The 22,101-nt window shown below is 74.0% G+C and carries 15 protein-coding genes and 1 tRNA gene; 9 read left to right on the top strand and 7 right to left on the bottom strand.

Translation table 11 applies throughout. The features are described 5' to 3' along the window. Window positions 1-78: 78 nt before the first annotated feature. The 7 genes from FKN01_RS02450 (at window position 79) to FKN01_RS02480 (ending at window position 11,764) form a co-directional block, all read left to right on the top strand. Window positions 79-1,416 (top strand): VWA domain-containing protein, encoded by a 1,338-nt coding sequence (locus FKN01_RS02450; protein WP_143616033.1) that lies wholly within the window; start codon window positions 79-81, stop codon window positions 1,414-1,416. Window positions 1,417-1,523: 107 nt separating this feature from the next. Further along, entirely contained in the window at window positions 1,524-2,885 is a 1,362-nt protein-coding gene (locus FKN01_RS02455) for an FHA domain-containing protein (protein ID WP_143616034.1), read from the top strand. 86 nt (window positions 2,886-2,971) lie between these two features. Beyond that, window positions 2,972-3,376: a globin gene (locus tag FKN01_RS02460; protein ID WP_143616035.1), complete on the top strand. Its 405-nt coding sequence runs from the start codon at window positions 2,972-2,974 to the stop codon at window positions 3,374-3,376. 174 nt (window positions 3,377-3,550) lie between these two features. Beyond that, the gene (locus tag FKN01_RS02465) at window positions 3,551-6,871 is read left to right on the top strand and encodes an FtsX-like permease family protein (RefSeq protein ID WP_143616036.1); all 3,321 of its coding nucleotides are present in this window, start codon (window positions 3,551-3,553) and stop codon (window positions 6,869-6,871) included. Between the two features lies 1 nt (window position 6,872). Next, a complete protein-coding gene (locus FKN01_RS02470; RefSeq protein WP_143616037.1) occupies window positions 6,873-9,671 on the top strand; it encodes an FtsX-like permease family protein in 2,799 nt (932 codons plus the stop codon). After that, window positions 9,668-10,630 carry an ABC transporter ATP-binding protein gene (locus FKN01_RS02475; protein ID WP_143616038.1) on the top strand — a complete coding sequence of 321 codons (963 nt, stop codon included), beginning with the start codon at window positions 9,668-9,670 and terminating at the stop codon, window positions 10,628-10,630. The genes FKN01_RS02470 and FKN01_RS02475 overlap by 4 nt, the downstream gene beginning before the upstream one ends. A gap of 84 nt (window positions 10,631-10,714) precedes the next feature. Beyond that, the gene (locus tag FKN01_RS02480) at window positions 10,715-11,764 is read left to right on the top strand and encodes a DUF2804 domain-containing protein (RefSeq protein WP_143616039.1); all 1,050 of its coding nucleotides are present in this window, start codon (window positions 10,715-10,717) and stop codon (window positions 11,762-11,764) included. A gap of 8 nt (window positions 11,765-11,772) precedes the next feature. On the opposite strand, the gene FKN01_RS02485 is transcribed toward FKN01_RS02480, so the two are convergent. From FKN01_RS02485 to FKN01_RS02515, 7 genes are all read right to left on the bottom strand, one after another. After that, a complete protein-coding gene (locus tag FKN01_RS02485) occupies window positions 11,773-12,459 on the bottom strand; it encodes a hypothetical protein (RefSeq protein WP_143616040.1) in 687 nt (228 codons plus the stop codon). Further along, complete coding sequence (locus tag FKN01_RS02490) at window positions 12,456-12,878, bottom strand: thioesterase family protein (protein ID WP_185992711.1); 423 nt, start codon at window positions 12,876-12,878, stop codon at window positions 12,456-12,458. The genes FKN01_RS02485 and FKN01_RS02490 overlap by 4 nt, the downstream gene beginning before the upstream one ends. A gap of 5 nt (window positions 12,879-12,883) precedes the next feature. Beyond that, on the bottom strand, window positions 12,884-14,548 hold the full coding sequence (ettA, locus tag FKN01_RS02495; RefSeq protein WP_143616041.1) for an energy-dependent translational throttle protein EttA: 1,665 nt from the start codon (window positions 14,546-14,548) through the stop codon (window positions 12,884-12,886). Between the two features lie 217 nt (window positions 14,549-14,765). Continuing rightward, the gene (locus FKN01_RS02500; protein WP_143616042.1) at window positions 14,766-16,124 is read right to left on the bottom strand and encodes a Cys-Gln thioester bond-forming surface protein; all 1,359 of its coding nucleotides are present in this window, start codon (window positions 16,122-16,124) and stop codon (window positions 14,766-14,768) included. Window positions 16,125-16,431: 307 nt separating this feature from the next. Then, window positions 16,432-17,046 (bottom strand): single-stranded DNA-binding protein, encoded by a 615-nt coding sequence (locus FKN01_RS02505; RefSeq protein WP_143616043.1) that lies wholly within the window; start codon window positions 17,044-17,046, stop codon window positions 16,432-16,434. A gap of 100 nt (window positions 17,047-17,146) precedes the next feature. Then, window positions 17,147-19,273 (bottom strand): GTPase, encoded by a 2,127-nt coding sequence (locus FKN01_RS02510; protein ID WP_398930750.1) that lies wholly within the window; start codon window positions 19,271-19,273, stop codon window positions 17,147-17,149. Beyond that, window positions 19,270-20,922: a dynamin family protein gene (locus FKN01_RS02515; RefSeq protein WP_143616338.1), complete on the bottom strand. Its 1,653-nt coding sequence runs from the start codon at window positions 20,920-20,922 to the stop codon at window positions 19,270-19,272. Before FKN01_RS02515 ends, FKN01_RS02510 begins: the two co-directional genes overlap by 4 nt. Before the next feature lie 317 nt (window positions 20,923-21,239). Here FKN01_RS02515 and FKN01_RS02520 point away from each other — a divergent pair. Further along, window positions 21,240-21,312, top strand: a tRNA-Arg gene (locus tag FKN01_RS02520). A gap of 402 nt (window positions 21,313-21,714) precedes the next feature. After that, a complete protein-coding gene (locus FKN01_RS02525; protein WP_185992713.1) occupies window positions 21,715-22,098 on the top strand; it encodes a DUF4357 domain-containing protein in 384 nt (127 codons plus the stop codon). Window positions 22,099-22,101 lie beyond the last annotated feature (3 nt).

Here is a 22,101-nt window from a genome sequence, read left to right on the forward strand (position 1 = left end):
GGCGGTTTTCCGTCCTCCTACGCCTTTGTCCGTACCTCTGGCTTCATCCGAGACGTGGAGCCTCAAGGAGCCGATCAGATGGCCAACTTCTCCAAGTCGAACGTGCCGCAGTTCTCCGTCGAGGTGTACCAGAACGAGTTCCTGCCCGAGGGCGGGCGGGAGGTCAACGGCATCATCACGGTCACCTCGACCGGGGGCGGCACCACCGGGGGCGTACCGCTGCCGGGGACGCCGGTGCGGGCCGCCGGCGCCGCGGTGGTGATCATGGTGGACTGCTCGGGTTCGATGGACTACCCGCCGACCAAGATGCGCAACGCCCGCGACGCGACGGCGGCGGCCGTGGACACCCTGCGCGACGGCACCTCGTTCGCCGTGGTCGCCGGGACGCACGTGGCCAAGGAGGTCTATCCCGGCAACGGCCGGCTCGCGGTCGCCGACGCGCGGACCCGGGCCGAGGCCAAGCAGGCCCTGCGCCGGCTGAGCGCGGGCGGCGGTACGGCGATCGGGACCTGGCTGCGGCTGGCGGACCGGCTGCTGGGCGCGGCGGACGTGGACATCCGGCACGGCATCCTGCTCACCGACGGGCGCAACGAGCACGAGTCGCCCGAGGACCTGCGCGCGGCGCTCGACGCCTGCGCGGGCCGGTTCACCTGTGACGCCCGCGGGGTCGGCACCGACTGGGAGGTGAAAGAAGTCACAGCCATCGCCTCCGCCCTCCTGGGCACCGCCGACATCGTCGCCGACCCGGCCGGACTGGCGGCGGACTTCACGCGGATGATGGAGAACGCCATGGGCAAGGAGGTCGCGGACGTGGCGCTGCGGCTGTGGACCCCGGTCGGCGTGGAGATCCAGTTCGTGAAGCAGGTGGCGCCGACGGTCGCCGACCTGACCGGCCGCCGCACCGAGGCGGGCCCCCGCGCCGGGGACTACCCGACCGGTTCCTGGGGCGACGAGTCCCGCGACTACCACGTGTGCGTCCGGGTGCCGGAGGCCGGCATCGGGCAGGAGATGCTGGCCGCCCGGGTCTCGCTGATCCTTCCCGACCCGTCGGGCGGGGCCCCGCAGACCCTCTCGCAGGGGCTGGTACGGGCGGTGTGGACGGACGACATGGTGGCCTCGACCTCCATCAATCCGCAGGTCGCGCACTACACGGGCCAGGCCGAACTGGCACAAGTCATCCAGCAGGGACTCGATGCCCGCAAGTCGGGAGACTTCGACGGAGCCACGGCCAAACTCGGCCGGGCGGTGCAGCTGGCGTCGGCGTCCGGGAACGAGGACACTGCGAAACTGCTTTCGAAGGTGGTAGACGTCGTCGATGCGGCGACGGGTACTGTGCGACTGAAGGCGAAGGTCGCGGAAGCGGACGAGATGACTCTCGAAACACGCTCCACGAAGACGGTTCGCGTAAAGAAATAACCACATATCCGCAACGAGCAGCCGCCCGCCGGTTACAGGTCCGCCGGGCGGCGGAGCACGCCACATGACGGCCTGCGGGCCGGAGAAGGAGAGGGGGAAGCGCCGACATGCCGACCTGCCCGAACGGACACCAGTCGGGTTCCGAGGACTGGTGCGAGGTCTGCGGCCACCGCATGACCGGGGCGGGCGCGCCTGCGGGTGCGGTTCCCCCGCCGCCTCCCCCGCCGCCCGCCCACGGTTACGGATACCCCCGGCCGCACGACCCGGACGCGACCGCCCAGGCCGAGCTGTGCCCGCAGTGCCGCACGCCGCGTGAGGCGATGGCGCCGTTCTGCGAGGAGTGCCGCTGGAACTTCCTCACGAACACGGCGACGTCCTACACCCCGCTGGCGCCCCGGCACAACATCCCGGGCGACCCCGGCCCCGCCGGCAACCGGCCGCCGGGCTTCCCGGCGCAGCAGCCGCCCGGTCCGCCGCAGTCGCGTGACCCCTTCGACTACCAGGGCTCCCGCCCCTCGCAGATGAACCGGTCCGCCGAGCCCCTGTCCACGGGCCCGGGCCAGTCCGGACACCAGGGCGCCCCGGGCCAGCCGCCGTTCGGCCAGGGCCCGCAGGGCGGCCCGCCGCCGTTCGGCCAGGGCGGCCCCGGTCCGCAGGGCCCCGGCCCCGGTCCGCAGGGCCGGCCGGGTCCGCCGCCCCCGCCTCCGTACCAGCAGGGTCCGCAGGGTGGCCCGCAGGGCGCGCCGCCGCCGTTCCAGCAGCAGGGCGCGCCGCCCGCCTTCCAGCAGCAGACGGCGCCGCCGCCGGCCCCGCCGCGCACCGACGGCGACGACTGGCTGCTCTCCCCGCCCTCGCAGCCCGCGCCCCCGCCGGGCCCGGGCCCGCAGCCGCCGTTCCCGGGTCAGCAGGGACCGGGTCAGCAGGGACCGGGCCCTCAGCACGGCGGCCCCGGCCCGCAGCACGGCGGCCCCGGCCCGCAGGGCCCCGGCCCGCAGGGCCCCGGCCCGCAGCACGGCGGCCCCGGTCCGCAGCACGGTCCCGGCCCCGGCCGGCCCCCGCTGTCCGACAACTGGACCGCGTTCATCGCGCCCGACCGTGAGTACTTCCTCGCGATGATGCAGCGCAGCGGCCCCGAGGCGACCGGGCTCAACCTGCCCGCGTACTCCCCGGAGCAGCAGCTCGCGCTCACCGGCGGGCAGATCACGATCGGCCGCCGCCGGCACAGCACGGGCGAGTCCCCGGACATCGACCTGTCGGTGCCGCCGGAGGACCCGGGCGTCTCCCACCAGCACGCCGTGCTGGTGCAGCAGCCGGACGGCGGCTGGGCCGTGGTCGACCAGAACTCCACCAACGGGACGACGGTCAACGGCTCCGATGAGCCGATCCAGCCCTACGTCCCCGTCCCGCTGCAGGACGGCGACCGGGTGCACGTCGGCGCGTGGACGACGATCACGGTCCGCCGGGACTGATCAACGGTGCGCGGCGGAGCGGCCGGTGCGGAGGGAAGCCCCTCACCGGCCGCTCCGCCGTGCCGCACGTCTGCGACCATGGACGGGTGACTGAGATTCCGCGCGACACGGTGCAGGAGCCGACCTTCTACGAGCAGGTCGGCGGCGAGGAGACCTTCAGGCGCCTGGTCCACCGCTTCTACCAGGGCGTCGCCGAGGACCCGCTGCTGCGGCCGATGTACCCGGAGGAGGACCTCGGGCCGGCCGAGGAGCGGTTCGCGCTGTTCCTCATGCAGTACTGGGGCGGGCCGCGCACCTACAGCGACCGGCGCGGGCACCCCCGGCTGCGGATGCGGCACGCGCCGTTCCGGGTGGACCGCGCCGCGCACGACGCCTGGCTGAGCCACATGCGCGTGGCGCTGGACGAGCTGGGCCTCGCCCCGGAGCACGAGCGGCAGCTGTGGGACTACCTCACCTACGCCGCGGCCTCCATGGTGAACACCGACGGCTGACCACCGGTCACGGATCGCCCACATGCGTGCGGAATCCGGTGTTCCAGGGCCGGATACCGGTCACGAATGCATCAAGTTGTACCCGTAAGCGGTTTCCACGGACACAGCCGTCTGAAAGCATCCTGAGCGACGCCGGGGGGCGGGCGCGCGGTGAGTGGTGACTAGGGGGGCCAGGTGACGGGGTTCGTCTTTCTGCGGGTGAGGGCGCACCGGCTCCTCCTCGCGGCGGCCTTGCTGGCCGTACTCCTGACCACCTCGGTCCTGGCCGCGCTCACCGCGTTCTCCGGTTCCGTCGGCGACGCCGCGCTGCGCCACACGCTCACCCACCGCTCCGCCGTCCCCGCCTCCCTGGTGGTCTCCGCCCGGCTGGAACCGGACGAGCGGGAAGCGGCCGACGCGGCGGCGCGCGAGGCCGCCCGGGAGACCTTCGACGGGCTGCCGGTGACCGTACGGAAGCTGGAGGCGTCCGGACCCTACGCGCTGCCGCGCAGCCTCCAGGACCCGGCCGCCCGGCGCGGTGACCCCGACCTCGCCCACTTCGCCTCGCTGGACCGCAGCCGCGTCCGCCTCACCGCCGGCCGCATGCCCGCCGCCGGGGCGGGGAAGAGCGACGCCCCCGTCGAGGTGGCCCTGCCCGCGTCCGCCGCCGAGGCGCTGTCGCTGAAGCCCGGCGCCCGGCTGAAGCTCACCGACCGGCTGGGCGGCGAGCCGGTGGACGTCGTGATCACCGGGCTCTACAAGGCGGCCGACCAGGCCGATCCGTACTGGCAGCTGGACGCGCTCGGCGGGCGTGGCGTCCGCAAGGTCGTCTTCACCACGTACGGTCCCCTGCTCACCGACCCGGCCGTGCTCGGCTCGGGCCGGACGAGCTCGGACGAGGTGTCCTGGCTGGCGTCCGCCGATTTCCGCTCGGTCACCACGGACCGGATGGCGGCGCTGCACGACGCGGCGGTCTCCGGCCCGAAGAAGCTGCTGGCCGGCCCCGGGTTCGAGGACGGCGGCACCGCGCGGACCTCGCTGCCCACCGTCCTCGAAGAGATCGACCGCGCCCTGCTGGTCTCCCGCTCGACGCTCACCATCGTGGCGGTGCAGCTGGTCCTGCTCGCCGGATACGCCCTGCTCCTCGTGGCCCGGCTGCTCAGCAGCGAGCGCGCGGGCGAGACCGAACTGCTGCGGGCGCGCGGCGGTTCCCGGGCCCGGATCACCTGGCTCGCGTCCGTCGAGGCCCTGCTGCTCGCGCTGCCCGCGGCCGTCGTCGCGCCGCTGCTGTCCGGTCCGCTGACCCGGCTCCTGGCGGACCGCGGCGAGCTCTCCCGCATCGGGCTCCGCCTGGACACCGGCGTCACCGGCCAGGTGTGGCTGGTCGCCGCCGTCACCGCGCTGGCCTGCGCGCTCGCCGTCGTGGCGCCAGCCCTGGCCGCCGGCGGCGGGGGCCGGCGCACCACGCGTTCCGCCGCGCTGCCGGGACCGGTGCGGGCGGGCGCCGACCTCGCGCTGCTGCTCGTCGCGGCGGTGGCCTACTGGCAGCTGGACCGGCAGACGAAGGGCTCGGGGGGCGGCGCGCTGAGCGGGGACCGCTCCGGCGGGCTCGGGATCGACCCGCTGCTGGTGGCCGCGCCCGCGCTGGGCCTGCTCGCCGGCACCGTACTGACGCTGCGTCTGCTGCCGCCCGCCGCCAGGCTCGCGGAGCGGCGCGCCTCCGGCGGGCGGGGGCTGACGACCGCGCTGGCGGGCTGGCAGTTCAGCCGCCGGCCGCTGCGGGGCGCCGGGCCCGTGCTGCTGCTGGTCCTGTCCGTGGCGATGGGCATGCTGGCGATCGGGCAGAGCGCGTCGTGGAACCGCTCGCAGAGCGACCAGGCCGACTTCCGCTCGGGCGCCTCGGTCCGCATGACCGCCGGCGCCGGCGCGGACCCGGCGAAGGCCCCGGCGTACGGCGAACTGCCGGGCGTCCGCGAGGCGGCGCCCGCCTTCCGGACGACCGTGGAGCTCTCCGGCGAGCGCACGGCCGAGGTCCTGGCCCTGGACACCGCGCACGCCGACGAGCGGATGCTGATGCGCGACGACCTCGGCAACGGCCCGGTGGCGGGGCTCTTCGACACGCTGACCCCGCCGAAGGCCGCCCGCGCCGGACTGCCGCTGCCGGAGCACAGCACCCGTCTCCGCTTCGACGTACGGATATCCGCCGACGACGCCCCCGGCAAGGTCTCGCCGTCCGGCATGACCCCCCGGGTCTCCGTCCTCCTGGAGGACCGCTACGGCCTGCCCTACCAGGTCGCCGCCGGGTCCGTCCCGGTCGACGGGAAGGCGCATCCGGTCTCCGTCGCCGTATCGGCCGCCGGCGGGTTCGCCCTCACCGGGATCGAGCTGAGCGGCAAGCAGCCCGTGGACCGGGCGGAGTCGCACCGGCTGGCCGTGAGCGCGCTGCGGACCACCGCCGCCGACGGCACCGAGCGTCCCGTCCCGGTCCCCGACGGCTTCCGCTGGCAGGGCGAGAGGACCGAGGACTCCCTCCTCGACGAGCCGGAGCCGGGCGCGCCGCTCACCCCCGCCGCGTCGGCCACCACCCCCCTCTCCGTCGGTTACTCCACCGGATCGGTCACCGCCGAGGACGCGGACGCGGCCCCCTCGGTCGCCGTGCGGGTCACCGCGGCCCGGCCCGGGACACCGGTCCTGAACGCCGTCGCCACGGACGCGTACCTCGAGGCGACCGGTGCCGGACCGGGCCAGAAGACCGATGTGACCCTGGCGGGCGAGACGGTCCGGGTGAAGATCACCCGCACCGTGCACCGGCTGCCCACCACCGGCCCCGGCTCGGGCTCCTCCACGGCGTCGGCCGAGTCCCAGCGGGCCAGGGACGGCGGGGCGCTCCTGCTGGACCTGCGCTCCCTGGGCGAGGTCTTCGCCGCCCGCCCGACCGCCCGGCTGACCGCCACGGAGTGGTGGCTGAGCACCGAGCCCGGCCGGACGGCCCAGGTGGCCGCGGCGCTGCGCGCGCTGCCGGACACCGACCCCGGCCAGGTGCGGGTGCGCGACGAGATCGCCGACGAGCTGGTCACCGACCCGCTGGGCGCCGGCCCGCAGTCCGCGCTCCTCGCGGTCGCCGTGATCGCCGCCGCGCTGGCCGCGGTCGGCTTCGCGGTGACCGCGGTCGGCTCGCAGCGGGAACGTTCCGCCGAATTCGCCGTACTGCGGGCGCTGGGCACCCCGCGCCGCCAGCTGGCCCGGATGACCGCCGCCGAACAGGGCGTCCTGATCGCCATCGCGCTGCTCGTCGGGGCCCTGCTCGGGGCCCTGCTGACCCGGGCGGTCGTGCCGCTGATCGTGCTGACCGGGCAGGCCGCCCAGCCGGTGCCGCCGGTCCTGGTGCGGCTGCCGCCCGGGCAGGTCGCCGCGCTGCTGGCCGGAGTCGCCGCGCTGCCCCTGCTCATCGTCGCCGTGCTGGCCCTGCGCCGCGCCGACCCCGCGACCTCGCTGCGCACCCAGGGGGACAACTGACATGAGTGCCCGCCCCGCGACCCCCTGCGCCCCCTGGGTGCGCACCCGGCTGCGCACGGCCCCCGGCGCCGCCTGCGCGTTCGCCCTGCTGGTGCTGGTGACCGCCTTCCTCGCCGCCGCCTTCCCCCGCTCCGTCGACTCGTACGGGACGAAGGGGCTGCGCCACGACCTCGGGACGGCGGCCCCGGCGCGCAGCGTGCTCCAGCTGAGCGGTCCGCAGCCCGGCCTGGAGCTGCGCCCGGCGGCGCGCGAGGCCGCGGTGCGCGAGGACACGATGGCCTCCGTCCACGCACAGGTCCTGAAGCGGCTGCCCGCACCACTGCGCGCCGACACCGCCGAGTCGGCGTACGGGGTGCGCACCTCGACGCCGATCGCGGCCGGCGAGCCGTGGTTCCCGCGCCCGTACGGCCTGGACCCGACACTGACGTACGTCACCCAGTCCGGTCTCTCCGACCACGCCACCCTGCGCGCCGGGCGCTGGCCGGCCACCCACGGCACGGTGTCCCTGACCACCAGGGAAGTCGAGGCCGCCGTCACCGAGGCGACCGCGAAGGCGCTGCGGATCACGGCCGGCGCGACCGTCGCCGTCCCCACCCGGGGCGAGGACACGCTGACCGTACGGATCACCGGCATCGTCGCCCCCAAGAGCCCGGAGGGCTCCTACTGGTCGGCCGAGCCGCTGCTGCGGACGCCCTCGCTGGTGGCCAAGCCGACCAAGGACACGCCCCGCTACTACTGGATCGCCGCGCTGCTGCTGCCGCCGGACGCCGCGCCCGCCCTGCTCTCCACCGCGGGGCAGCCCGAGCTGTACTGGCGGATCGCGCCGGACGTCTCCGGCCTCACCGCGCTGGACGTGCCGAGGCTGCGGACCTCCGTGGCGTCGCTGGAGGGCGGTCCGGGGCTGCTGGCCATGCGCGACGTGGCCGGCGCCACGGTCAACACGGCGACGGACCTGGACGAGATCCTGACGGACTACGACGGGATGCGGTCCGCGGTCCAGCCCGTCGTCACCGTCGCCGCCGTCGGCATCGGCGCGGTCGCGGTCGTCGTCCTCCTGATGACGGGCGGGCTCCTGGCGAGCCGCAGACACGCCGAGCTCGCCCTGCTGCGGGCCCGGGGCGGCTCCCTGCGGGGCATCGGGGGCCGGCTGCTCGCCGAGACCGCGGTCACCGCCGTGCCCGCCGGGGCGCTGGGCCTGCTGCTCGCCGTGCTCGCCGTGGGCCAGGCCCGGCTGTGGCCCGCGACGGTCGGTGCCGGCGCCGTCGTCGCGCTGGTCTGCACCGCGCTCCCGCTGCGCACCGCCCTCCAGCACCGCACCCCGCGGACCCACATCGACCGGGACGACCTGGCGACCGCCCGCCCGTCCCGGCGGCGCACCGTCGCCGAACTCACCCTGCTCGTCCTGGCCGTGGGCGCGGTCCTCGCGCTGCGCCGGCGCGGCACGGACGCCGAGGGCGGCACCGACCTGCTGGTCAGCGCCGCACCGGTGCTGGTCGCCCTGATCGCGGCGGTGGCGCTGGTCCGGCTCTACCCGCTGCCGCTGCGCCTGGCCCTGCGCTCGGTGTCCCGGCTGCGCGGCGCGATCGGCTTCCTGTCGCTGGCCCGGGCCGGCCGCACCTCGGCCGCCGGCACCCTGCCGCTGCTCGCCCTGCTGGTCGCGCTGACCACGGCCGCGTTCGGCGGTTCGGTGCTCGCGGGGGTCGCGGACGCCCGCGACGACGCCGCGGTCCGGGCCACCGGCGCGGACGCCCGGGTCACCGGCGAGGCCGACGCCGTACCGCTGTCGGCCGCGCTGGTCCGCGCGGTGGAGAAGGCCGACGGCGTACGCGGTTCGGTCCGGGTCCAGGTCGAGTACGGGGTGGCCCTGCCGGCCGCGGGCGGCGGCGCCCAGGACACCAAGGGCACCACCCTGATCGGCGTCGACCCCGCCGCGTACGCCGAGCTGGCCCGCTCCACCGGGCTCGGCCCGTTCCCCGCGGACCGGCTGCGGGCGAAGGGGGCGGCGGTCCGCGAGGGTGCGCGGCCGGACGAGGACCGGGTCGTGCCGGCCCTGGTCTCGCCGTCCGTCGCCGAACGCCTCGGCGACCGGCCGCTGGGCCTGCGGTCGCTGGCCGGGAACTTCAAGGTGAGGGCCGCCGCCACGGTCACGCGTACGCCCGCCGTGGACGGCAGCTCCTTCATCGTCGTGGACGCCGCCGCGTTCACCCACCGGCAGACCACGGCACTGCTGCTGACCGGGTCCGGGCTGGACGCGAAGGAACTGCGCGCGGCGGCCCGGCACACGGACGAGAAGATCGCCGTACAGCTGCGCTCCGCTGAGCGGGCCACGTACGTCGACACCCCGATGCAGTCCGGGGCGGAGCGGATCTATCTGGCGGCGATCGTCGCCGGCGCCGGATACGCCCTGCTCGCCGTCCTGCTCTCGCTGCTCCAGACCGCGCCGGAGCGCACCACGCTGCTGGCCCGGCTGCGCACCATGGGCCTGACCTCCCGGCAGGGCGGCCGGCTCCTGGGCTTCGAGGCCCTGCCGCAGGCGCTGCTGGCGGCCGGCGGCGGGCTCCTGGCCGGCTGGGCGACCATCGCCCTGCTGGCCCCGGGGGTCGACCTCGTACGCCTCGCACTCTCGTCCGGCGCCGGCACCGGCCCGCTGGACACCGCACCGCTGCGTACCGATCCGTGGTCGCTGGTCCTTCCGGCGCTCGGCGTCATCGTGCTGACCGGGGCGGTGGCCGGGGTGCAGGCGTGGTGGGCGGGCCGCCGCGGATCGATCACCGAACTCAGGGCAGGAGACTCCCGATGACGACGCCGTCGACCGATTCCACGCTGGCGGAGCTCGAACAGCGGGCCACCGCCCGGCGCGACCGCCCCTCCTACGGCCACGACGCGCTGATCGCCTGCGACCGGCTGGTGCGCATCTTCACCACGGACGGGGTGGAGGTGCAGGCCCTCCAGGGCCTCGATCTGCTGGTGGAGGAGGGCGAGTTGCTGGCGCTGGTCGGCGCGTCCGGCAGCGGCAAGTCGACCCTGATGAACATCCTGGCGGGCCTGGACGAGCCGACGGCCGGGGCGGCGAAGGTGGCGGGCTGCGACCTGCTGTCCATGGGGCCGAAGGAGCGCCTCCGCTACCGCCGGGACGTCGTCGGCTTCGTCTGGCAGCAGACCGCCCGCAACCTGCTGCCGTATCTCACGGCGATCCAGAACATCACCCTGCCCATGCAGCTGCGCGGCCGGGGCCGCAGCCGCGAACGGGCCGCGCGCGCCGAGGCGTTGCTGAAGATGCTGGAGGTCGAGGACTGCCGCGACCGGCGTCCGCGGCAGATGTCGGGCGGCCAGCAGCAGCGGGTGGCCATCGCCGTCTCGCTCGCCAACTCCCCCTCGGTGCTGCTCGCCGACGAGCCGACCGGCGAACTCGACTCGGCCACCGGCGAGCAGGTGTTCGCCGCGTTCCGCCGCGCCAACGAGGAGCTGGGCACGACGATCGTGATCGTCACCCACGACCAGGCGGTAGCCGACGAGGTACGCCGTACGGTCGCGATCCGCGACGGCCGCACGTCCTTCGAGGTGCTGCGCCGCACCGAGGTCGACGCGGCGACCGGACAGGAGTCCCAGGTCGCCCGCGAGTACGCGATGCTCGACCGCGCGGGCCGGCTGCAACTGCCCGCCGACTACACCGAGGCGCTCGGCATGGAGCACCGGGTGATGCTGGAGCTGGAACAGGACCACATCGGGGTGTGGCCGGACGGCCCGAAGGGCGGGTGACCGGCCCTGGAGGGCGGGTGACCGGCCCTGGAGGGCGGGTGACCGGCCCCGGAGAGCCGTGTGACCGGCCGTTAGTATCCGGCCATGACGACGTTCGAACGCGAGATCACCGAGCCGGTCGACCTGTGCCTGCCCGACGGCCGTCTCGACCCGGCGGCGGTCGGCTGGTCGCGGACCCCGCTGCACCGCGCCAATCTGCGCGGCTGGGGCCGGACGAAGCGATGGGAGTACTGGTGCGTGACGACGCCCACCCACCTGGTCGCGCTGACCGTCAGCGATCTGGACTTCCTCGCCCTGAACAGCGTCTACCTGCTCGAATACGCGCCCGGCGGCCTTGAGCTGGAACGTACGGCGATCCTGCCCGGCGGTCTCGGCGCCCGCCTCCCCGACAGGGTGGCCGGCACCCCCGGCGCCCCGGACGTGGTGGCGGGCCCGGCGCGCCCGACGGGCGGCAAGGTGCGCGTGGAGATCCGCGACGAGCCCGGCGGGACCCGGCTGCGGGCCCGCTGCCTGACCCCGGAGCGGGTGCCGGTGGAGGTGGACCTCCTGGTCGCCCGGCCGGAGGGCCATGAGTCGCTCTCCGTGGTCGTCCCGTGGAGCAGCCGGCGCTTCCAGTACACCTCCAAGCAGACCGCGCTGCCCGCGTCCGGCCGGGTCAGGGTGGGCGGGGAGTTCCTGGACTTCGGCGGGGACGACACCTGGGCCGTCCTGGACCACGGCCGGGGCCGCTGGCCGCGTACGGTCCGCTGGAACTGGGGCGCCGCGTCCGGCCGCACCGACGGGCACACCCTGGGCGTCCAGCTCGGCGGGCAGTGGACGCTGGGCACCGGCTCCACGGAGAACGCGCTCTGCGTGGACGGCCGGCTCAGCAAGATCGGCGAGGAGCTGGACTGGCGCTGGTCCGCCTCGGACCCGCTGCGCCCGTGGACGGTCCGCACCCCGCTGACCGGGCAGGTCGACCTGACGTTCACCCCGTTCCACAACCGCCGCGTCCGCACCGAGGCGGGGGCGCTGGCCAATCGGACCGATCAGCTGTTCGGCCACTACGACGGCACCGTCCGCGCGGACGACGGGACGCGGATCGCGGTGGAGCGCCTGCTGGGGTGGGCGGAGGACGTGCGGATGCGGTGGTGAGCCGGCTCTCAGCCGGTGACGGAGACCGCGAGGCTGCCCAGGCCGCCCGCCGCGCCGGCCCGGCGCAGGGCGACGGAGCCGTACGGGGTGCGCAGGCGCAGCCAGCTGCCGGCCGTCAGGAGGGCGACCGGGAAGTCGGGGGCGGCGCGCAGGAAGCCGAGGGACTGCGCGGCGTGCACCGCGCGGAGCGGGAGTTCGGTGTCCGCGAGGGTGCGCGACCAGATGTCGTGGCCGATGCGGTCCCGCTCGGTACGCGTGCGCCGGTCCTCGGGCAGGGCCTCGTCGCGGTCCCGGAATTCGGTGACGGCGGCGGTGAGCGCGGCGCGCAGGGCGGCGGGCCCTGGCAGCCCGGACCGCTCCCGCCAGCCGCCGCGCGGGGGCAGGACACCGGCCCAGGGCGGTCCGGTGACCGGGGCGGGCAGGGCGGCGGCGTCGGCGCCCTCGTCCGGCAGGGCTTCCAGGAGGTCGCCGGCCGACACGGTGACGTCGAGGTCGCAGGCGTCGAAGAGCCGTGCCGTGCGGATCGCCAGCACGTCGAAGGACGGGGGCCTGCCGAACACGGCGAGCGCGCCGCCGCCCGCCTGGAGGCGTACGGCGGCGGCGCGGTCGTAGTGGAGCAGCCGTCCGAGGAAGGCGCCGAGATCGGCGGCCTCCCTCGCGTCGGCGAACCGCAGCGACTGTACGGACACGGTCATACCGCGGCGGGCTCCTCGGCCAGGTACTCCTGGAGGAACCGCTTCTCCTCCGGGGAGAGCCGCCGGGGGCGCTCGGCGGCCAGGTCGTACGGCACGACGACGGTCGAGGCGCGTACGTACACCTGGTCCGGGTCCTTGATCTCGTAGGCGATCGTCAGGGACGCGGCGCCGATCTTCGTGACCCAGGACTCGACGGTCACCGGCCGGTGCCGGTGGACCAGGGGGCGCACGTAGTCGATCTCGTGCCGCGCCACGACGGAGCCGCCCGCGAAGGACGGCGAGCCCTCCCCCGGCGCCAGCCGGAACATGAAGTCCACCCGCGCCTCCTCCAGGTAGCGGAGGAAGACCACGTTGTTGACGTGCCCGAAGGCGTCCATGTCCGACCAGCGCATCGGGCAGCTGTAGATGTGCCGAGCCAAGACGATCAGCCTCGCGTGAGCTTCTTGTACGTGGCGCGGTGCGGACGTGCCGCGTCCGGGCCGAGGCGGTCGACCTTGTTCTTCTCGTACGACTCGAAGTTGCCCTCGAACCAGTACCACTTGGAGTCGCCCTCGTACGCCAGGATGTGCGTGGCGACGCGGTCCAGGAACCAGCGGTCGTGGGAGATGACCACGGCCGCGCCCGGGAATTCGAGCAGGGCGTTCTCCAGCGAGGACAGGGTCTCGACGTCGAGGTCGTTGGTGGGCTCGTCGAGGAGCAGCAGGTTGCCGCCCTCCTTGAGCGTCAGCGCCAGGTTGAGGCGGTTGCGCTCACCACCGGAGAGGACCCCGGCCGGCTTCTGCTGGTCCGGGCCCTTGAAGCCGAACGCGGAGACGTACGCCCGCGAGGGCATCTCGACCTGGCCGACGTTGATGTAGTCCAGCTCGTCCGAGACGACGGCCCAGAGGGTCTTCTTCGGGTCGATGTTGGACCGGGACTGGTCGACGTAGCTGATCTTGACGGTCTCGCCGACCTTGATGGAGCCGCTGTCCGGCGTCTCCAGGCCCTGGATCATCTTGAACAGCGTGGTCTTGCCGGCGCCGTTCGGGCCGATGACACCGACGATGCCGTTGCGCGGCAGCGTGAACGACAGGTCGTCGATGAGGACCTTGTCGCCGAACGCCTTCGAGAGGTTCTCGACCTCGACCACGATGGAACCGAGCCGCGGCCCCGGCGGGATCTGGATCTCCTCGAAGTCCAGCTTCCGCATCTTGTCCGCCTCGGCCGCCATCTCCTCGTACCGGGCGAGACGGGCCTTGGACTTGGTCTGGCGCCCCTTGGCGTTGGACCGCACCCACTCCAGCTCTTCCTTGAGCCGCTTCTGGCGCTTCTCGTCCTTGCGGCCCTCGACCTTGAGGCGGGCGGCCTTCTTGTCGAGGTACGTGGAGTAGTTGCCCTCGTACGGGTGCGCGCGGCCGCGGTCCAGTTCGAGGATCCACTCGGCGACGTTGTTGAGGAAGTAGCGGTCGTGGGTGACGGCCACGACGGCGCCCGCGTACTTGGAGAGGTGCTGCTCCAGCCAGTTCACCGACTCGGCGTCGAGGTGGTTGGTGGGCTCGTCGAGGAGCAGCAGGTCGGGCGCCTCGATGAGCAGCTTGCAGAGCGCGACGCGGCGCTTCTCGCCACCGGAGAGGTTGACGACGGGCCAGTCGCCGGGCGGGCAGCCCAGGGCGTCCATGGCCTGCTCCAGCTGGGCGTCCAGGTCCCATGCGTTGGCGTGGTCCAGGTCCTCCTGGAGCTTGCCCATCTCGTCCATGAGCGCGTCGGAGTAGTCGGTCGCCATCAGCTCGGCGACCTCGTTGAAGCGCTTGAGCTTGCCCATGACCTCGGCGGCGCCGTCCTGCACGTTCTCCAGGACCGTCTTGTTCTCGTCGAGCTCCGGCTCCTGCATGAGGATGCCCACGCTGAAGCCGGGCGACAGGAACGCGTCACCGTTGGACGGCTGCTCCAGGCCCGCCATGATCTTCAGCACCGTGGACTTACCGGCGCCGTTGGGCCCCACGACACCGATCTTCGCGCCGGGCAGGAAGTTCAGGGTGACGTCATCGAGGATCACCTTGTCGCCGTGCGCCTTGCGCGTCTTGCGCATGGTGTAGATGAACTCAGCCAAGAGAAACCGTCCGGCAATCGATGTGTGGGCAGATACACCCCATCTTGCCTGACGGCCGCCTCTTGACGGAAACCGGTCCGGTGCGCGATACGCGCGGTCCCGGGTCGCGGTACGTGCGGGCCGGACGGGGTCGTGCGGCGGGGGTGCGCGAAGGCCCCGGCGGGGACGAAGCCCGCCGGGGCCTTGATCACTGCGTGGGACGGTGCGCTACCGCTGGTCACTCACTGCTGGTGTGGCCCTTGCGGCGCAGGAGGACGACCGCGCCGCCGCCGACGACGACCAGGGCGATGGCGATGCCCGCGATCATCGGGGTGGCGCTGGAGCTGCCGGTCTCGGCGAGGTTGGTGTCGTCGCCGCCCGTGGTGCTGCCGCCGGCCGTGGCGGTGGTCGGGGTGGGCTCCCCGCCAGCGGTCTGGGTCTCCGTGCCACCGGTGCCGCTGCTGGTGGTCTTGCAGTCCAGGACGCCCTTGAAGGTCTTGGAGAAGCCGCCCGGGCCGGTGACCGTGACGTCGTACGCCTGGTCCTCGGCGACCGGGACGGTGACGGTCACCGTCTTGCCGGCCTCGACGGTGTTCTCCTTGCCGTCGAGCGCGAAGGTGAACGCCTCGTCGCCCTTGTTGCCGACGGTGATGTCGACGCCGCCCTTGGCGCAGTTCTTCTCGGCGGTGGCCGTCGGGATCGGCCCCTTCTTGGCCCAGGTGGCGGTGGCGGCCGCGGAGACCGTCGACTCGCTGGAGCCGGCCAGGATCTGGGTCTGGCTCTTGGTGACGCCGGCGAAGGCGCGGCCGACCGGGACTGAGGTGGCGGCCTGGACGGTCAGCGCGGCGGTGCCCTCCTCGGAGCCGGCGGGCACCTCGAAGTAGAGCTGGTCGCCGTCGGAGGCCGTGGTGACGGGCTTGCCCGCCTTGTCGGTGACCTTCACACCGCTGGCGAGGTCCGCCGGCGGGGTCACCGTGGCCTGGGCCGCGTTGGTGCGGACGGTGACCGGGCCGACGCGCTCGCCGGAGCGGCCGGAGACCGCGACCGGGTCGAGCGTCAGGGACGCCTCGGGCTCGGCGATGCCGGTGGCGGACTTCTCCAGCCAGTCCGCGAGCTTCTCCGCCTGCTCGTCCTGGGCGGTCACGTCGACGTGGTCGGAGAAGCGCCAGATCGCGACCTGGGTGCCCGCCGCCGCGGTCTCGTCGGTGAGCGTCCCGGTACCGGCCGCCTCGGCGAGCTGCGAGAGGTCGTTCACCTGGGGGTAGGAGTGCTGGAGAATCCAGAGGATCTTGCCGGCGTCGTCGTTGCCGCCGAGCGAGGTCTGCTTCCAGGGGGTCTCCAGGTACTTCGCCCGGTCCTGGGTCGGGTTGTGGATGTCGATGCAGTACGTCTTGAGCGTGCCGCCGCCGTCGACGTTCATCTCGAACAGACCGGCGGACACCTTGCGCTTCTTGCCGCCGTCGTTCAGCAGCGCGGTGCCGTAGGTCTTCAGCCCGTCCAGTACGGCGGTGGCCCCGCCCTGGTGCGCGGGCACCTCGTCGGCGGTCGCGCTGCCGGCGCCGACGAGTGCCCCGGCCACGACCAGGCCGGACGCCATCGCGGAAGCGGTCAGCCGGGCTATTCGCCCGCGCCGTGCGGTCGGGGCCGTCGCCTTGGATGACGAGGCGGTCGCTGAAGAAGCAGAAAACACTAATTTCCCCTCCGGGCGAGACACTCGCGCCCGGTACGCGTGTGGGGATTGTCCCGCCTGCTACTCAAGTGCCTTGTGAGTACGGTGAGATCCTATGGAGCGAGCCAAGGACAGTCCCCCGTCATACCACCCGACAACCATTCCGACTCGGAATCGTTATCACGGGTAACTGCCGTTCCCCGTGCGCCCGCCGGCCACCCGGCACTCCCCCTCGTCACGCGGTCACCAGCCCGGGCCCGGTCTTCGCCGTCGCGGCGCCGCTCTTCTGACGCGCCGTCCGCCGCCGCGCCGCCGGCCGTGCCACCGGCCGCTCCTCCGCCGTCCCGTCGGGCCCGCCCGGCTCCACGCCGCCGCCCGCCTCCTCCGCCTCGCCGCCCGCGGCCCGCTCCTCCGGCGCCTCCCGCACCGCCCACGGATCGGGGCCCGCCGCGGCCGGCGCCGGTCCGTACCTCGACGTCAGCCCCGGCTCGCCCCTGACCACCCGGCGGAACGCGGCCGTGCCCCGGGTCAGATCGTGGCCCACCGCCACCGCCTCGATGTCCACGAAGGTCCGGCGCCGCCCCTCCAACTCCTCCTCGCGCACCTTGAGCCTGCCGTGCACCACCAACGGCTCCCCCACCGCGACCGAGCCCGTCAGATTCGCGGCCAGCGTGCGCCACGCCCACACGGTGTAGAAGCTCGTGTGCCCGTCGGCCCAGACCTCCTTCACCCGGTCCCACCGCCGGGGCGTCACCGCGAACCTGAACCGGGCCATCCCCCCGCTCGCCGTCTCCCGGAACTCCACCGCCGTCGCCGCGTTGCCCACCAGCGTCACCAAGGTCTCGTTCATGACTCCGCCTCCCCTTCGCCCGGGTCCCGTGGCCGCGCCGTGCGCGCGGTCACCGGTCCCATGCTGGAGGGGAGGCGGAAATCCTGCCGGAGGCTGTGGACTAACGGCCCGTTGTGGAAAACTCCGTCACCGCCACATAGCGTTCCCGCACTTCGCGGTAGCGCATCAGCTCGGCCGCGACCGGGTCGAGCACCCTGGCCCGCCCGCAGGCCGCCGCCGCCTCGCGCAACCGCCGTTCGGCCTCCTGCCCGTACCGCCGGGCGGGCCCCCGGGCCGCCGCGGCACACGACCACTCGACCAGCGGGCCGCCCACGATGCCCCCGAGCATCACCAGCGCGGGCGTCAGCAGTCCCGGCTCCACCACCCCGATGATCTGCCCGGCCAGCCACAGGCCGCCGAAGATCTGCAGCAGCGTCATCGCGACCTGCGCCAGCACCGCCGCCGGCCACCACGCGGGGCGCGGCGGCTTCCCGGCCGCACGCCCGCCCCGGCCCTCGCCCCTGCCCGGCGTACGGCCCGCGGCCTCCGAGGCCGACGCGCACACCGCGGCGCCGCCCGCGCCCCGTACGGCCCCGGCCGCCTCCGCACCCCCGCCCGCCACGCGCCCCGCCAGTTCGTCCAGCGCGTCCGGCAGGCCCTTCGCCCCGTGCACCGCGGCCTCGCGCACCGCCTGCGCCCAGGGCCCGGGCAGTCCGGCCGCGGCGTCGTCCGCGACCGTGCGCACGGCCTGCTCGACGCGCTGGCGCGCGGTGAGCCGTTCCTCGGGCGGGGCGGCGAGCGGCACGCGGTCCCGGCTGCCGGGCTGCCGCATGGCCTCGTACCAGCGCCACAGCCGCAGCCACGGCGTGCCGCAGGCCCGTCCGGCGTTGCGGCGCCACTCGCGTTCGGCCGCCTGGCCGGCCGCCGCCGCGCCCACGGCCTCCGCGAGCCGGTCCGCGAATTCCTCCCGGGCCCGCTCCCCCAGACCCGGCCGCCCCTCGGCGACGTACACCGGGCGGAGCCTGGCCGCCGCCGCGTCCACATCGGCGGACAGGCGCCGCGTCGCCGCCGTGCGTTCCTGGACGAACCGGCCCAGCAGCTCGCGCAGTTCGCCGACGCCCTCGCCGGTGAGGGCGGACAGGGGCAGGACGGTCGCGCCGGGCTCGCCGTGCTCGCCGAGCGCCATGCCGTCCTCGTCCAGCAGCCGGCGCAGGTCGTCCAGGACCTGGTCGGCGGCCTCTCCGGGCAGCCGGTCGATCTGGTTGAGCACCACGAAGGTGACCTCGGCGTGGCCGGCGAGGGGCCGCAGGTAGCGCTCGTGCAGGGCGGCGTCCGCGTACTTCTCCGGGTCCACCACCCAGATCACCGCGTCGACCAGCGCGAGCACCCGGTCCACCTGCTCGCGGTGGCCCTTCGCCGCCGAGTCGTGGTCGGGCAGGTCCACCAGGACCAGGCCCTGCAGCGCCTCGTCGTCCGCCGCGGCGCCCGGCTGCGGCCTGCGCCGGAGCCTCCCGGGCACGGCGAGGCGGTCCAGCAGTCCGGCGGCCCCGTCGGTCCAGGAGCAGGCGAGCGGGGAGGAGGTGGTGGGGCGGCGCAGTCCGGTCTCGGAGAGCTGGGCGCCGGCGAGCGCGTTGAAGAGGGCCGACTTCCCGCTGCCGCTCGCCCCGGCGATGGCCACGACGGTGTGCCGGGAGGAGAGCCGCTGCCGGGCCGCCGCCTCGTCCAGCACCCGGCCCGCCTCGGCGAGCGCGGCGCGGTCCAGGCGGGCCCGGGAGAGGCCGACGAGCTCGCGCAGGGCGTCCAGGCGCGGCCGGAGCGGGCTGCCGGAGTCCACGTACGCCTCGACCTGCGGCCGTCCGTCGTCCTCTTCCGCGGGGGCCTGGTCCGGGGTCCGCTCGGCCTCCTTCCGGGCGGCCCGCGCCCGCCGGGCGATCAGCCCGTCGTCCCAGCCGGTGCCGGAATGGGAGGACGTGTCGGAGGGGCCGGTGGGACCGAAGGGGCTGGAGGAGCCGGAGGAGCCGTTGGGGCTGGTGGGGCCGGAGGCACCAGAGGAGCCGGAAGCGCCGGAACGGCCGGAAGTGCCAGAGGCGCCGGAGACGCCGGAAGTGCCGGAAGTGCCGGAAGTGCCGGAAGTGCCGGAAGTGCCGGAAGGGGAGGCCGCGGAGGGGGAGGCCGCGGAGGGGGAGGTTTCGGACAGCTGCTCCCCGGTCCCGCCCTGCCCCGGATTCTCGTCAGTGACGGCAGTCATCGCTGCCACCTCTCCTTCTGCAGTAGGGACAGCGCGGCGATCAGTTCGGCCTGCGGTTCGGGGGCCACGTCGAGGGCGTCCAGGGGGGCGAGCCGCCGGTCGCGCTCGCCGTTCAGGACGTGGTCGAGGCAGTTGGTGAGCAGCGCGCCGCCCTTGTCGCGCAGCCGCAGCGCGCCCTGCGCCCCGATGCGTTCGGCGAGCTGTTCGCCGGCGGTGCGGGCGCGGCGTCCGCCGAGCAGGGCGGCGGCCAGCAGGGTGGCGACGGTCTCGGGGTCCGGGGCGGTGTTGCGCTCCAGCAGGCGCAGCTCCTCCTCGGCCAGTTCCTCCAGGATGCGGCGCCATCTGCGTACGGTCATGGCGATCCGGCCCCGGATGTCCTCGGCCGGTCCCCAGCCGCCCTCCTCGCGGCCGGCCGCCTCGAAGGCGAAGGCCGCCGCCGCGGGCTCCTTGCGCCAGACGGCGCGGATCTGCTCGTCGGCGGCGGCGACGCCGCACTCCAGGAGCGCGGCCAGGCTTTCGACCAGCGCGTCGAGCACCTCCTCGGAGGTGCTGTACGTGGGGTAGCCGCGCCACCTGGTCCGGGCGTCGCCGGCGAGCGCGCCGCCGTTCTTCAGCCGGCGTCGCAGCCGGGCGCCCTCCTTCCCGTACGCCTCCTCGACCACACCCGTAAGCCGTACGGCGGCGGCGTACTGCGCGGCGACGGCTCCGGCGAGCGCGGGCATGCGGACGTCCAGGGAGTCGATGACCCCGGCGGCGGTCCGGCCGACGGCCTGCTGGCGGGCGGCCGGGTCCTGGGCGCGGTGCGCGAGCCAGGCGCGCAGCGGGGCGACGGCGGTGGTGGGCAGCAGCCCGCTGCCGCCGCCCGCCGACTCGGGCAGCTCGGGGATGGTGAAGCGGGGCACCTCGCCGAGCCCGGCCTTGGCGAGCAGGGCGCCGTACTGGCGGGAGACCTCGGCGATCACCTGGTGCGGGACGCGGTCGAGGACGGTGACGAGCGAGGCGTTGTACTCCTTCGCGGTGCGCAGGAGGTGCCAGGGCACGGCGTCGGCGTACCGGGAGGCCGTGGTGACCATGACCCAGATGTCGGCGGCGCAGATGAGTTCGGCGGCCAGGACCCGGTTGCGGACGACGAGGGAGTCGATGTCGGGGGCGTCCAGCAGGGCGAGCCCGCGCGGCAGCCCGGCCGCGGTCTCGACGCGCAGCGCGGTGCCCTCCTCGGCCGCGTGGCCGTCGGGGCCGTCGAAGTCGTCGCACTGGCCGGGCTCGGCGTACTCCTCGGGCGGCAGCCAGACCCGGGTGAGCTGCGGCAGCACCCGTACGCCCGCGAACCAGTGCTGGTCGTCCGGGTGGCACACGAGGACGGGCGTGCGGGTGGTGGGCCGCAGCACCCCTGCCTCGCTGACCCGGCGCCCCACCAGGGAATTGACGAGCGTCGACTTGCCGGCGCCGGTCGAGCCGCCGATGACGGCGAGCAGGGGCGCGTCGGGGTCCTTGAGCCGGGGCAGCAGGTAGTCGTCCAGCTGGGCGAGCAGCTCGGTCCGGGTCTGCCTGGCGCGGGGGGCCCCTGGGAGCGGGAGTGGGAGACGCACGGCGGCGACACGGTCGCGCAGGGCGGAGAGTGCGTCGATGAGCTGAGGCCGTACGTCCAAGGTCACCACATGCGAAGAATGCCCAATTTTGGAGCCTTTTTGAAGCGTATAGCCACCTCTGCGCGCCGGTTCCTCCGTCCGACAGAGGGGACGAGTGGGGCGCAGGCATAACGAGTGCACAACACCCGAGGCGTGAAGCGTCAAAAGCGGTGCGTGATCCGCACCTACCTGCGATTATCGTTTCGCTTCACCGAACCTCCACATCGTGCCACGCAGGTGAAGCAATGAGGTCGAGCCGATCGGAGCCCTATCCTTGTCCCGGCAAGGTCACGGACCGCCCGGGCCCCGGGGCTCCTGACCACCGCAGCCACCACCCGGCCCCCGTAGCTCAGTGGATAGAGCAGGCGCCTTCTAAGCGCTTGGCCGCAGGTTCGAGTCCTGCCGGGGGCGCACGTTTATGTAGGTCAAAGGCAACGTAAAGCCCTCTGCAAGATCACTTGCAGAGGGCTTTACGTTGCCTGAGGGCAAATTTTGTACCGTTTTACACCTTCGTTGCGAGCCGCCCGTCCCACATACACCCCCCCCACTCGGGGGACATTTCACGGTCAGTCTCCAACCGCGAGAGAGTAATACCTGGTCAGAGCCATCCTGATGGCCCATCGGGCACACACAGAGCGAGCGTCAAAGTGGCGCCTGCTCTGTTCGTGACCACTGACCGCCTTTCAGCTCAGGATCAGACAAGCCATAGCCCGCACTCCGCACACCGAGGGTTGACAACCCATCGCGAGGCCGGTACAACTTTTTTTCTCGACATAAATCGGAGAGAGAAATGCTCCGAAGAAAGGAGGAGGGGTGCCCGAGCACAGCATTACCGTTGACGCAGAAGTCTTCGCGCGCCTGCAGCGCGAGGCCAAGCCGCTGATCGACACACCGAACAGCGTGCTGAGACGCCTGCTTGCCCTGGACGAGGTGACGATCCAGCCAGGCGCGCTCGCCAAGTTGATCACATCAGGACTGCTACGGCCGGGGCAGCGGCTGACCTGGCGCCGCCGCAACCTCGGCCAGGAGCACCACGCACACATCACCGCCGAGGGAAGCCTTCGCCTGGAGGACGGTCGGATCTGCACCTCGCCGTCCGGTGCGTGCGAGGCGGTGACCGGAGCAAAGGCCAACGGCTGGGATGCCTGGCACACGGACGAAGGCACTTCCTTGAGCGCTCTTCGCGGCAGAGTCTGACCA

Origin of the sequence: Streptomyces sp. 130, assembly GCF_007096885.1 — a bacterium.
Taxonomy (GTDB): Bacteria; Actinomycetota; Actinomycetes; order Streptomycetales; family Streptomycetaceae; genus Streptomyces.